Here is a 12,914-nt window from a genome sequence, read left to right on the forward strand (position 1 = left end):
TTATCTCTTTAATTCTTCCTTATAGAATTCCACGAATTCTTCGTAGCCTTCCTTATTCAGTTGTTCCTTCTGGAACTTCTTGTTCTTGTTCATGCGGGCTACCAGTACCTGGGTACCGTCCTTACGGGCTTCCTGCGCCTGTGCAATCACTTCACACAACCTTTCGCCACTGACACCCTTCTCGATCAGATATGCTACCTGCTTCGGTCTCGTAGGCACCTGGAACCCCTTCTCCATGAGCAGCATGATGATACGCTCGAAGCCGATGGAGAATCCGCAAGCGGGCACATCATTGCCGGTAAATTTGCCGACCATCTTGTCGTAACGTCCGCCGCCTCCACAGCTGCCGCCGAATTCCGGCATAGCGATCTCAAAAATGGTTCCGGTATAATAAGACATACCTCTTACCAGCGTAGCGTCGAACACGATCTCGAAATCGGAAGCCTTCGTCGCTCTGACGCTGTCCATGATCTCTCTGAGACTCTGGGCGATCTCGGGCTCTAAGAATCCTTCCAGGGTATCCGCCAGATAAGCCACACCGTCCTCGGCACTTTCCAGTCCCTTGAACAGTTCCAGATACTTGTCTACGCATGCCTTGTCAAAACCGTTCTCCAAAAGCTCAGCTTCCACGCCTTCCAGACCGATCTTGTCCATTTTGTCCAGAGTAATGAATACGCTGTCATAGGACTCTTCGGGGAATCCGCTGTAAGTAGCCATTGCCTTCAGAATACGGCGTTCATTGATACGGATCTGGAAATTTTTAAATCCAAGCCTGCCCAGTGTGGTGGTGGTCGCCAGGATCAGTTCGATCTCTGCTAAGTTAGACGGCTCACCGAGGATATCGATATCACACTGCATGAACTGACGATATCTTCCTCTCTGGGGTCTGTCCGCTCTCCATACATTGCCCATCTGCAATGCCTTAAAAGGAGAGGGCAGGGATGCCGCGTTGTTGGAATAATAACGTACCAAAGGCACCGTCAGGTCATAACGCAGACCACTGTCCACTACCTCTTCCTCTGTGGTTGCGGCTGCCACGTTCAGTTTCTCGCCGCGCTTTAAGATCTTGAAGATCAGCTTCTCATTGTCGCCGCCCTGCTTACTGCTTAAGTTTGCAATATTTTCCACACAGGGAGTCTCAATAGAAGTAAAACCGAATTTGCCGTAGGTGTCCTTGATGACGCTGATCACGTAATCACGGATCTGCATCTCCTCCGGCAGGATATCTTTCATGCCCGTTGTGGGCTTCTTGCTAAGTGCCATGGTATTCTACCCTTCCGCTCTTATTATTATTTGCTCAATATCTTATATATGATACTTTTTTTCCGTTTCGCTGTCAACCCTCACGGTTCCTGCTTTTATTAGAAACAGATCCCCTGGATTGTCATAGAAATCCCCACCTTCATGACACCCGCCAGCACCATGACCCAGATGGGATTCAGCTTCTTCCGAAGTAACAGCACACAGATCCCGAAGATCAAGACCATACTCCACTCAGTTCGCGTCAGTAAGATGCTCTCCCCACTTCCCCAGAATGCATCTTTGAGGATCAGTATTCCTGCCGATGCGATCATTGCCACCACGGCAGGCCGCAGAGATTTCAGCACCCCCTGCAGCAGATCCAGGTTACGATACTTCAGGTATAGTCTTGCCAGGATCGTCACAATAATGCAGGACGGCAGAATACATCCGGCCGTCGCCACCACGGCTCCGGGGATCCCGGCAATCTTCATTCCCACAAAAGTAGCGGAATTCACCGCAATGGGTCCCGGTGTCATCTGTGATATCGTGATCAGGTCTGTGAATTCCGACATGGTAAGCCACCCATGGAGTGTGACCACCTGCCCCTGGATCAGCGGCATTGCGGCATAACCGCCGCCGAAGCTGAACAGTCCTATTTGCAGAAAGCTGAAAAATAATTGCAGATAGATCATTTTCCGGCCCTCCTTTTGGCAAGGAGTGTCCGGGCCACACCCAGCAGTCCGCAGACGATCACAATGTAGATCACATTGATCTCCAGAATACATGCTGCCAGAAAAGCTCCTAACAGGATAACCAGTGACATGGGATCTTTTTCTTTGACGATAGGTGCTCCCATGTCATAGGTCACGGAGGCAATTACGGCTCCCACTCCTGCCTGCATACCCGACAGCATCTGCGCCACGAAGAAGTTACTGCGGAATGCATTGTAGCAGATAGAGATCACAGAAATGATGACAAAAGGAGGCAGGATCGTTCCCAGGATTGCCACCAGTGTCCCCGGGATCCCGGCCAGCTTGTACCCCACCACGATGGCTCCGTTGACTGCGATCGCGCCGGGCGAGGACTGGGCGATCGCCACCAGATCCAGCATTTCGTCTTCTTCGATCCAGTGGTATTCATCCACAAACTTCTTTTTCATCAGAGTGACGATCACATAACCGCCGCCAAAGGTGAATGCACTCAGATACAGTGTGGATATGAATATTTTCCATAATCTCAGTCTGAACTTTTGGGTATCTTTTTCCAACATATCTTATCTCCTGTTTCTGTTAACATGTAAAAGCCCTCCGGAGCTCTTCGGAAGGCCCTTTGTATCATTTATTTACTCTTCATGATGCTCCACATGTTCAAACGTAAACACATTCAAAAATTGTTTTGCTCTCTCTGTCTTCGGATGTTCAAAAAATTCTTCCGGAGCAGCTTCCTCCACGATCTTTCCCTGATCAATGAAGATCACTTTGTCCGCCACTGCTTTGGCAAACTGCATTTCATGGGTGACGATGAGCATGGTCTTACCCTGCTTTGCCAGATCCAGCATAACATCCAGCACCTCTCGTACCATCTCCGGATCCAGTGCTGCCGTTACTTCATCGAATAAGAGAATCTCCGGATGCATACAGAGTGCTCTTACAATGGCTACTCTCTGCTTCTGTCCACCGGACAGCTGTCTGGGATAACTCTTCGCCTTATCAGCCAGACCTACGCGCGCTAACAGCTCCATAGCTTCTTTTCGCACTTCTGCCTTATCACGCTTCTGTACTTTCACAGGTGCCAGCGTAATATTGTCGATCACCGTCAGATGCGGGAACAGTTCATAGCTCTGGAATACCATGCCGATCTTCTGCCGCAGGGTAGTGATATTTTTGCTGCCCTTACGGATATCCATTCCCTGCAGTTTTATCGTGCCACCCTGAATGGGCTCCAGTGCATTAATGCATCGAAGCAGGGTACTCTTACCGCAGCCGCTGGGACCTACCACTACCAGTACGTCTCCTTTTTTCACTTCCAGATGGATTCCATCGAGAATCTTCTGTCCTTCGTATTCTTTTGTCAGGTTCTCTATTTTCAACAATGTCTCTGCCATGTCTTCACTCCATTCTCATTCCAGCCCTGATCCATCCTTAATTCCATTTCTTTTCCAGAGCCCTCGCCAGTACACTGAAGGGCCAGCAGGCAAAGAAATACAGAACGAATACTACAAGGAATACTCCAAAAGCAGCATTGGGACTGCTCATACGATTCGCCTCAATGATCTGCTGCGCTACTTTTAACATCTCCACTACGCCGATCATCAGTACCAGACTGGTAGTCTTGATCATACGGGTGATCAGGTTGATGGACAATGGGATCAGTCGCCGCACAGTCTGGGGAATGATGATGTACAGATATGTCTGTATCTTACTAAGTCCCAGCGCCTCACTGCTTTCATACTGATGCTTCGGGATGCTGATCAGCGCTCCGCGCACCAGATCTCCCATCTCCGCGGTTCCCCACAGGACGAATACGATCACGGATGCCACCTCACCGGATAAGTTCCATCCCAGTGCTCTGGTGGAACCGAAATATACGATGAACAATAATACCAACTGCGGCATGATGCGGATGAATTCCAGATAGACACGAAAAAAAGCTTTCACCACTTTATTTTTTACCGTCATCAGTGCCCCCACCAGGATACCCAGAGGCATACTGATCAGAATGGATACGATACTGATCTTCATGGCTACCCACAAACCCTGCAGCAGGCGGAGCATGTTCGTGCCTTTGAATAAAACATCAATCCCCAAATCCGGCATAACGCATCCTCCTCTCCACCAGTGATCCTATGATCGATACCGGTAACAGGATCAGCAGATAAAATACTACCAGGAGGAACAGGCTCTCCGTAGTCTTATAATAGAGACCGATCAGGTCTTTGGCGGTGAACATCAGGTCCATCAGACTGATGGCGCTGAACACACTGGTCTCTTTTAACAGGAAAATGATATTTGCCACAAATGCGGGAATACTGGTGGACATTGCCTGGGGCAGGATCACATATCCCAACACCTGTCGGGAATTCATTCCCAGACTGATGGCACTTTCACTCTGAATGGGTTCTACGGATTCCAGACCGCTGCGGAAGCTTTCTGCCATATAGCTGCCGCCTAAGAATGCCAAACCGACTACACCGCACAGCTCCGCCGACATCCGGATCCCGATCTTCGGGAAGCCGTAATAGATAAAAAACAGCTGCACCAGAAGCGGTGTGTTACGGCTCAGTTCCACGTAGACTGTCACGATCCACCGCAGCACCGGCACTTTATAGTATTGAACCGCTGCACAGATGAGCCCCACCAGAATCGCAAACAGGATGCCAACGATACCTATTTTCACGGTCAGAAGTGCTGCCTTTTCGTACATGGGCAGATATTTTTCAATAAATTCCCAGTTCATGTATCTATGTCCTTTCCGGTAAAGTTCAAAATAATCTTTTAGATTATATCAAATGTATTTCTCAGATGCAAGAAAAGACTGCGGCGGCAGCTTACGTGCCCCGCAGTCCCCTCTATATCATCTTATTCCCATCGTACCTTACTGTGCGTTTACTTTGCCGCCCTCTACTACCAGGCTGTCCTCATAGTCCAGACCATAGGTGTCTGCCAGAGTTGCTTCGTAATCTGCATGGAAAAAGTTCTCCTCACCCAAAGCTACGATCTCATCATTGATCCAGTCAAGCAGTGTGGTGTTGCCCTTGGAAACAGCGGGAGCAATGGTGTCTGCACTGCCCAGGGAAGGAATACCTACGGTATATCCTTCGTTCTGCAGAGCGAATGCGATAACTTCGGTGTTATCATTTGCCCATGCAACAGAAGTGCCGTTCTCGAAAGCTTCTTTTGCGGTTGCATAGGAATCAAACTTCTGTAAAGGAATATCCGGATAGTTTGCGATCAGATATGTCTCAGCGGTGGTGCCGGAGATTACAATGATGGAATCATCTGCATTCCAGTTGTCTAAGGAAGTGATCACATTATCATCCTTGGATACCACGCCAAGTGACACATTCATATAAGGAGAAGCGAAATCCACTTCCTCTGCTCTCTCGGGAGTTACGGTAAAGTTCGCCAGGATCACATCTACCTTACCGGTCTGTAAATACTCAATACGATTGGCTGCCTCTGTAGATACGAAATTCACATCTACCCCCAGGTCTTCGCCGAGTCTTCTTGCATAATACACATCATAGCCCTGATATTCACCGTTCTCATCCACATAGCCGAACGGGTTTTTATCGGAGAATACTCCGATGTTAATGGTTCCGCTCTCCTTGATCTCATCCAGTGTGCGGTATACTGCCTTGCCGTCTGCTGCCGCTGCGCTTCCTGCGTCTGCGGTTTTGCTGTCACTGCTGCCGCATGCGGTCAGTCCCAGTGCCAATACTCCTGTTAATGCCAGTGCCAAAACGCTCTTCCACTCAAACTTCTTCATAATCCTTTTCCTCCTCTTCGATGTCTCATTTAAGTATCGAATCAACTTATGGGTAGGATTATATCTCCTATTTCATACTATGTCAATAGGAAAACAGTAATTTGTTTTTGCTTTTTGCGAAAAAATAAAATCAATGCTATAATACTTTTGTTACTTTTGATTGTAAACAGACCTTGTAACCGGAATTCCGTAAGAGATAATAAAATAATAAAGGAGAACAAAAGGATAATATATGAAAAAACCGATTTCACGTTTCTATCTGCTGTTGGTTCTCGTTCCGTTACTGTTACTGGCGAGCATGGGCGGCTATTACTTTCTGGAAGAAACTGCTGCAGGCAGCGATGTTGTTGTCGTTCCACAGACCCCTGCACCGCCTTCTGCCACACCGGTTCCCGTCCCTACTCCGGAGCCGACCCCCACTCCCTTCCCGGAGCATGACATTACGCTCATGGCTGTCGGGGACAACCTGATGCATCTGGGAGTCGTGGCCAGTGGAAAACAGGAGGACGGAACTTATGATTTCTCCATGCTGTTTCAGGGGATTTCACCCTTCTTAAACGCGGCAGACATCCGGATCATCAATCAGGAAACTGTCATGGGCGGCAATTCCCGGGGATTTTCCGGTTTTCCCTATTTTAATTCTCCTACCGAAGTTGGGGATGCGATTGCGGATGTCGGATTCAACGTGGTCCTGCAGGCATCCAATCATACCGCGGATCAGAAGCTGGACGGCCTGTTGTACTGTGCGGATTTCTGGAAAAACAAGCACCCGGAGGTAGTGGTAACCGGTATTCACGAAGACGCTTCACAGGCAGATGACATTCCGTTACTTACCATCGATGATGTCACTTTCGCCATCTTAAATTATACCTACGGTGCCAATACCGAGACACTCCCCTTAGATCTGCTGGGGCATCTGAATCTTCTGTGTGCCGTAAATGAGAAAAACGGACAGATGGACTTCACCACGCTGAACCCGCAGGTCTTAGAGGATATCTCCCGGGCAAAAGAACTGGCAGATATCGTCATCGTCTGTCCTCACTGGGGGACTGAGTATTCCTCCAAAATCTCAAGCTATCAGGAAAAATGGGCACTGGAGATGACAGAAGCCGGTGCCGATGTCATTATCGGAACCCATCCCCATGTGGTAGAGCCTGTGGAATGGATCACCGCAGAAAACGGCAATGAGTCTCTGTGCTATTATTCGCTGGGCAATTATGTGTCCACCCAGAAAAATGCTCTCAGCATGTTAGAGGGTATGGCCTGGCTGACTTTTCACGTTGCAGAGGACGGTGTCTCCATCGAGCGGAAGACCACCGGTGTGATCCCGCTGGTCTGTCAGTACACCTCCGGACCGGTACGGTTTGAAAATGTCTATCTGCTGGAAGAATATACCGAAGAGCTGGCGGCCTCCCACGGCATCCGCAATTATGCCGGTGTGGTCCTTCATCTGGAAGACCTGCAAAAATGGAGCGACGAGATCCTCGGTGATTTCGTACTCACCAAAGATCAGGCGCTCCATAATTTCAAAACCGATTCTATTAATCAATAACGTTTCTCATACCGATGATGGGACTGTAGTCCACAGCACTGATAATGACACCTTTCCGTGAATTGGCGGAATGGATGATCTGTCCGTCACCGATATACAGTCCTACATGGGTACAGCTCTTCCCTCCATTGGAACTATAACATACAATATCTCCTGGCTGAAGTTCTTCAGAACTGATACTGCGTCCGGCACCGGAATACTGTCCTCCCGGTGTACGGCTGATAGAATAGCCGAACTCCGCATAGATAAAGCAGGTGAATCCGGAACAATCTGTACCTCCTGACAGACTGGAACCTCCGTGTACATACCGGTTGCCCAGATACTGCATGGCATAATCAATGATTCCCTGTCTGAGCTCCGCATTTGAGGTATAAGTTGTAGTGGGAAGTGTGATGTTCGTGATCACCTCCGGGGCATCCTGCTCGGCAGTCTGTTCTCTTGCCTGCAATGCCTTCTGCGCGGCAATTTCCGCCTGTTCCTCTTCTATTGTCTTCGCATAGATAAATTCTTCCGAGATCGTAACATATTCCGCAGAGACATAGCCTTCCTTGCTGTCGGTGTACTGTACCTTCAGCCAGTCTCCGTCATTCTCCAGAATTTTTACCTTTTCTCCATTGTCAATGTAACCAATTCTTTTTGCATCTGTGGCAGGATCCTGTCTCACATTCAGACGGTCTGCGATAACCACAGCATATCTGGTCACATAATTGTCTACAACCTCAGCTGCTGCATCTCCGTAAATGAAAAACTCTGCCTTGATATAGCCCTCCACATTACCGGAGATGATCCGGAACCAGTCCTGATCCTCTCCTGCCACATCCAGGATCTGTGCCACCGCTCCGTCATAGATTTTACCCACTACGGTACTGTCCGTGTTCGGTTCTGTCCGGACATTGACGTAATTTGTCACATTGGCGATCGCTAACGATGCATACTCATCTGCGTTCGTGTCCTCTACGGAAGCTTCGTCTACCGGAACATCCTCCGGATCCGACATTCCTTCCACTGCTCTGGGATCCTCCGTCTCGCCACCCTGTACCGCCAGCAGATCCTCTATGGTAATCTGTCCGGTAGCCGGGATCGGCTCGACACCGATCTGATGTATTTCTGCCGCATGTACTTTCTGTACCGAGGCTTCACTCTGTATTTTCAGTTCTCCGTTTCCTGCTGCCACCACCATACTGACTCCGGTGAGAGCTACCGCCAGTGCCATGAACATTCTTTTTTTCATTATAATCCCTGTTACTTCCTACAATTACTGTTTTCTGATGACATTCTGCATAATAGCACATAAAGCAGCACCCGTCCACAAATGTCTCCAAATATCTCAAACTACTTAAAATACTGCATCAACTCTTCCAGATCCGTGGATGCCTTTTTAATTGTTCCTGTATCGTCCGAAATTTTGTTAACTGCTTCTGCGATATCAGATACGTTTGCCGTTACTTCCTCGTTGCTGGCTGCATTCTCTTCACTGAGCGCAGAACCAGGCTTCTTAACATGTCGGATATTGCATCCTGAACTATGCTCTCCCGTTCTCCGGCAAAAGCCATTCCCAGAATCTCTCCGTCATCGGAACATACCGGCATATAATAGACATAATATTCTTCTCCCTGAATCTCTACACCATCAGTTTCATAATCGTTACCGGCTCTGACCGTCTCCCATATCTGTGGATCAGCCTTGGTTCCTTCTGCCCTGTTCCCATCCTTGTCCACAATGGAAGTAATAAATCTCTCATCCTCCATGAAAAGCGTCTGTTCAATATGCTCATCCTGCAAAGAATCTATAAACTGATAACTGATATCATCCTTTTCCAGAATATCCTCACGGATATCCCATGTGAAATATTGCTCCACTGATGTAGCACATGCTTTCAGCCGCAGATAGGTACTGTCGACCAGTTCATCTTTCATTTTGCCCGATGCATATACAGTCAGAGCAACCATCGTTGCAAGCATCGGAATGCAGCCGATCATTAAAATCACCTGCAAATACCCCATTTTCTTCTTCATTTCAGCACCCTCCTCGTTTTCTGATATAAACTTTTTCCTGCTGTTACCCATCCCCGTACGGGCATGATGAAACATCCGCAAGTTGATCTAATTGAAAAATATCATAGCATATTTTATCAGGATCCACAACACTTCGACATTCTTGAGTTTCCGCAGTTTTATCCACAACTGCCTGTTTTTTCAGATACTATTATAAACAACTTTCAAATATCCGGCAGATTGGTGCTTTAGGAGAAGTTTGGCTATTGGAATTTGGCTACCTGTTCTAATTTCTTTTATAAAAAGAACCGTTCTTTGCTCTCTCCTTTCTTTAATTGCAGTCTCCTTATATTTCACTACAGTATCCACATCCGAATGTGTCTGAAAAGCAGCTCCGGTAATCCTACCGCCCTTCCTCCTGTGTTTTCTCACCACATTTTGTCTGAAATTTTTAAAAATAAAGAATGCTTACGCCATGTAACATCGTGGTATTTCTCCAGTTCTCCGTTCCCAACGATCCGGTGTGCCAGATCAGTAGTCCGGTGTTTTCGGCATTTTCTCTTCTGCCTACTTCTGCCGTAAGCTCCACTCCCCGGGCATAGCCCCTTTCCTGCTGTACCACCGTAGGTTCCGTAACCATCCATGCTTTTGCCGATAATATTCCGTTCTCATACCGCACCCAAATTCTGCATCCCGTTACAAAGCAGTTTGTCACGACCTCGCGGGAAATGCACTGCGCCTGTCCACGCACATACTGTATCAGATACATGGCTACCGCTTGTAAGGAACCAGGTTCCTGTCAAAAAAACATATTGTGCCTTCTGGGAAAAAGATAATTCCGGATATTATATCGAAGAATCTGCAGATATTCTCAAATCCTGCTTTTAGGAATATATATAATTATCCTGCTTGCCTTTTTCACACTTCTAATAAACCACTGCTGCCAGAATGATATATACCAGAATCGACACCATACAGTACATAGAATTGGTTGTTGATACATAGGCACTGCCCTCTTCCTTTTTCAGAAAAGTCTGCATGCTGAAAGTGGCCGGCGCCGACATATAGGAAATGATGGCAAGATTCAACAGCATGTTATCTCCTATCCACAAATGCACTGCCCACAGCACTCCAATTGCCATAAGTGTCTGTAGCAGAACTCTCATCAGGATTGTCTTCAGGCATGGCCGGATCAGTTCCTTGGTCAGTTCCATGCTATATCCCACAACGATCAGAATGATTGCTGTCACGGATGTGGTAAGGATCCCTTCCACCGCCAGATATGCACCGCCGAAGGGACTGTCGATCAGGCAAATCACCACCTTGGACAGTCCTGCCAGGATTCCAAGCACACTTGCAATAAATGCCGGTGTGTGGAATGCACTCATACATAGTTTCTTTGCATTGATCTTCTCTCCGTTTTCCACCTGTCCCAGCATCCCCATATAGATGCTGAATCCAAACAAAAGTCCTGCAATATCCAGTACTGCGATCTGTGAGAGATTTTCCTGCCCGCACAGGCTGGTATACAAAGGATACGCCATGAGGCCACCCTCATATACACTGACCATAAACGGCAGGTACTTGCGGTATTCTCCGTTCATAAGCGGCTTCAACAGAAATCCTACTCCGAAAGATACCACCAGCATAACGAACATAATCCCCACCAGTTTCCAGGTCTCCACACTGTAATCCGCTGTGGCCAGTGCATGAAAGATTGCCACCGGAAGCATGATATTGGTTACCAGCAGTTTCATATTATCTATTCCGCTTTTGGTAAGTAACTTTAATTTTCTGCATGCCATACCGAGAACCAGCATGACAAGTACCGGCAATATAATTTCTAATATTCTCATTTGTTATCCCTTTCCGAGGTATCCTATACTTTTTTATTTATTATACTTCGATTTTCCTATCCTGTATATTATGTATCCCGGAAGTTTTGTAGAAATGTTTTAGAATTGATGCAGAAATGTTAATGCCAGAATTCGGTCTCCATTTCAGATATGCAAAAAGGCACTGTATCTCAATTTTTTTGAAATACAATGCCTTTTTTACAACACAATCTTACCCAAAGAAATTATACTTGTTAGCCTCAAAAGCTTCCATATAGGTTGCCCCATTGGAACCATACCGGTTGGATGCGCTGACCACATTTTCGGAAGCATTCTTATTGATGTGCTCACCGAGAAATCCTATTTTGGAGGCGATGCCATTCTCTCCTCCCAGTACCTTCTGTAAGGTATCCGCATCCGCATTCCGGAATACTTTCTCGTCCACGATCAGGCTTCCGTCCTTTGCCTGACTGATTCCTATACTTTCCAGTGATTCTTTACTGCCCGCTGGAATGTTTTTTAACTGTTGCTGGTAAAATTCATTCATGATTCCGCCGGTGGTCTTAAGCTGCTTCATGGTAGCATTGTACGCTTCCACCATTTTGTTCACATCACTCAGGATGTCCGTGGTGTCTCCGCTCTCTTTTGCCTTGTCGTAGATGGAATCCTTATCGCTGCCTGCAAGCTTTGACGCAGATTGGCTCAACTTCTCCGACAGATCCTCCAGCTTTGCATAATTATTTTTCCTCAGAATGTCCGTGGCACCGGTACTTGTGGTGTTCATGCTCTTCCCGATGGTTCCCAGCAGGTTCTGGGATGACTTGTTATTGATAATGTCCAAGAGCGACGTTCTCTGAATGGGAATCCCGCTTTTTGCTGCGGAATTTGCCAGCATTTGGGTTGTGATCCTCATTTTGCGACCTCCTTTGATCTGCAATTTTTTCTCTCTGTCTTCTATATCGCCGCTTTTCTTTCACCCTTAATATGTCTTGTAACGAACCGATCTTTTCATGTAACGAAACATCAAAAAATCAGCAGGCCCATCACCCGCTGATTCCTTTCTGAAGCATCACCGCTTACACTTTTCTCAGATACTTCATGTATGCGGTGACAAAGTCATTGTATTTCTGTTTTGCTAAAAATACGCTCTCACCGTTTTTCAATTCTATGTTGCTGTTGTCATACCGGGCGACCTCCTGCAGATTCACAAGAAATCCCCGATGGGAGCGGAAAAAGCGATCTCCCAGCTTCTGCTCCAGCACTTCCATTTTTTCATAAAAACAGTAGGGCTCCTTCTTTGACTTGGTGTGCAGCATAATTTTTCTGGCCTGGTTCTCGGCATAGAGGATATCATCCACAGGAATCCTGACATAGTTGCCGCCTACTTTTATAACCAACGGTTCAACATTCTTTTTACTCCGGATCTGGCAGATTGCCCTGTCCATGACTTCTGTGAACTTCTGCTCATCGATAGGCTTCAAAAGATAATGAAACGCCCCCACATCATAGCCTTCAAACACATATTCACGTAAGGCCGTCACGAAGATAATCAGTGCATCCGACCTTTCACGGATCTTTCTGGCCGTCTCCATACCGTCCGGTTCCGCCGCATTCTGCTCCCGGTTCAGGGAAATATCTAACAGGATCAGGTCAAACACCGTCGGATCCGCCAACAGTTCTCCGCCGTCGGCAAACAGTCGGATTTCCCCCTCCGTACATTTCTTTACCAGCCTTTTCAGGTATTCTCTTATGGGCTGTTCATCGTCACATATTGCTATTTTCAGCATTCGTCTTCTACTCCCC

At 47.2% G+C, this 12,914-nt stretch carries 14 protein-coding genes; 1 reads left to right on the top strand and 13 read right to left on the bottom strand.

Annotated features, from left to right (window positions below):
• From hisS to H9Q77_RS10225, 7 genes are all read right to left on the bottom strand, one after another.
• Positions 1–1,263, bottom strand: coding sequence for a histidine--tRNA ligase (gene hisS, locus H9Q77_RS10195; RefSeq protein WP_249325427.1), 1,263 nt, complete (start codon positions 1,261–1,263; stop codon positions 1–3).
• Between the two features lie 98 nt (positions 1,264–1,361).
• Positions 1,362–1,934, bottom strand: coding sequence for a chromate transporter (locus H9Q77_RS10200; RefSeq protein ID WP_249325428.1), 573 nt, complete (start codon positions 1,932–1,934; stop codon positions 1,362–1,364).
• The gene (locus H9Q77_RS10205; protein WP_118546663.1) at positions 1,931–2,512 is read right to left on the bottom strand and encodes a chromate transporter; all 582 of its coding nucleotides are present in this window, start codon (positions 2,510–2,512) and stop codon (positions 1,931–1,933) included. The genes H9Q77_RS10200 and H9Q77_RS10205 overlap by 4 nt, the downstream gene beginning before the upstream one ends.
• A gap of 72 nt (positions 2,513–2,584) precedes the next feature.
• Entirely contained in the window at positions 2,585–3,346 is a 762-nt protein-coding gene (locus tag H9Q77_RS10210; protein ID WP_118546662.1) for an amino acid ABC transporter ATP-binding protein, read from the bottom strand.
• A 37-nt stretch (positions 3,347–3,383) separates the two neighbouring features.
• On the bottom strand, positions 3,384–4,058 hold the full coding sequence (locus H9Q77_RS10215) for an amino acid ABC transporter permease (RefSeq protein WP_118551265.1): 675 nt from the start codon (positions 4,056–4,058) through the stop codon (positions 3,384–3,386).
• Positions 4,039–4,698 carry an amino acid ABC transporter permease gene (locus H9Q77_RS10220; RefSeq protein WP_022155144.1) on the bottom strand — a complete coding sequence of 220 codons (660 nt, stop codon included), beginning with the start codon at positions 4,696–4,698 and terminating at the stop codon, positions 4,039–4,041. Before H9Q77_RS10220 ends, H9Q77_RS10215 begins: the two co-directional genes overlap by 20 nt.
• A 138-nt stretch (positions 4,699–4,836) precedes the next feature.
• Positions 4,837–5,730, bottom strand: coding sequence for a transporter substrate-binding domain-containing protein (locus H9Q77_RS10225; protein ID WP_118551263.1), 894 nt, complete (start codon positions 5,728–5,730; stop codon positions 4,837–4,839).
• 232 nt (positions 5,731–5,962) lie between these two features.
• Here H9Q77_RS10225 and H9Q77_RS10230 point away from each other — a divergent pair, with 232 nt between their 5' ends.
• A complete protein-coding gene (locus H9Q77_RS10230; RefSeq protein WP_249325430.1) occupies positions 5,963–7,282 on the top strand; it encodes a CapA family protein in 1,320 nt (439 codons plus the stop codon).
• On the opposite strand, the gene H9Q77_RS10235 is transcribed toward H9Q77_RS10230, so the two are convergent.
• The 6 genes from H9Q77_RS10235 to H9Q77_RS10260 form a co-directional block, all read right to left on the bottom strand.
• Positions 7,272–8,513: a C40 family peptidase gene (locus H9Q77_RS10235; RefSeq protein ID WP_118551261.1), complete on the bottom strand. Its 1,242-nt coding sequence runs from the start codon at positions 8,511–8,513 to the stop codon at positions 7,272–7,274. The genes H9Q77_RS10230 and H9Q77_RS10235 overlap by 11 nt on opposite strands.
• Before the next feature lie 211 nt (positions 8,514–8,724).
• Entirely contained in the window at positions 8,725–9,297 is a 573-nt protein-coding gene (locus tag H9Q77_RS10240) for a cache domain-containing protein (RefSeq protein ID WP_249325431.1), read from the bottom strand.
• A gap of 430 nt (positions 9,298–9,727) precedes the next feature.
• Positions 9,728–10,045 (bottom strand): hypothetical protein, encoded by a 318-nt coding sequence (locus tag H9Q77_RS10245; protein WP_249325433.1) that lies wholly within the window; start codon positions 10,043–10,045, stop codon positions 9,728–9,730.
• A gap of 157 nt (positions 10,046–10,202) precedes the next feature.
• Entirely contained in the window at positions 10,203–11,132 is a 930-nt protein-coding gene (locus tag H9Q77_RS10250) for an AEC family transporter (RefSeq protein WP_022313562.1), read from the bottom strand.
• Between the two features lie 211 nt (positions 11,133–11,343).
• A complete protein-coding gene (locus tag H9Q77_RS10255; RefSeq protein ID WP_118551257.1) occupies positions 11,344–12,024 on the bottom strand; it encodes a hypothetical protein in 681 nt (226 codons plus the stop codon).
• 163 nt (positions 12,025–12,187) lie between these two features.
• Positions 12,188–12,898 carry a LytR/AlgR family response regulator transcription factor gene (locus tag H9Q77_RS10260; protein ID WP_249325435.1) on the bottom strand — a complete coding sequence of 237 codons (711 nt, stop codon included), beginning with the start codon at positions 12,896–12,898 and terminating at the stop codon, positions 12,188–12,190.
• Between the last annotated feature and the right edge of the window lie 16 nt (positions 12,899–12,914).

The sequence above is a fragment of the Simiaoa sunii genome, from assembly GCF_014337175.1.
GTDB classification, from domain to species: domain Bacteria; phylum Bacillota; class Clostridia; order Lachnospirales; family Lachnospiraceae; genus Acetatifactor; species Acetatifactor intestinalis.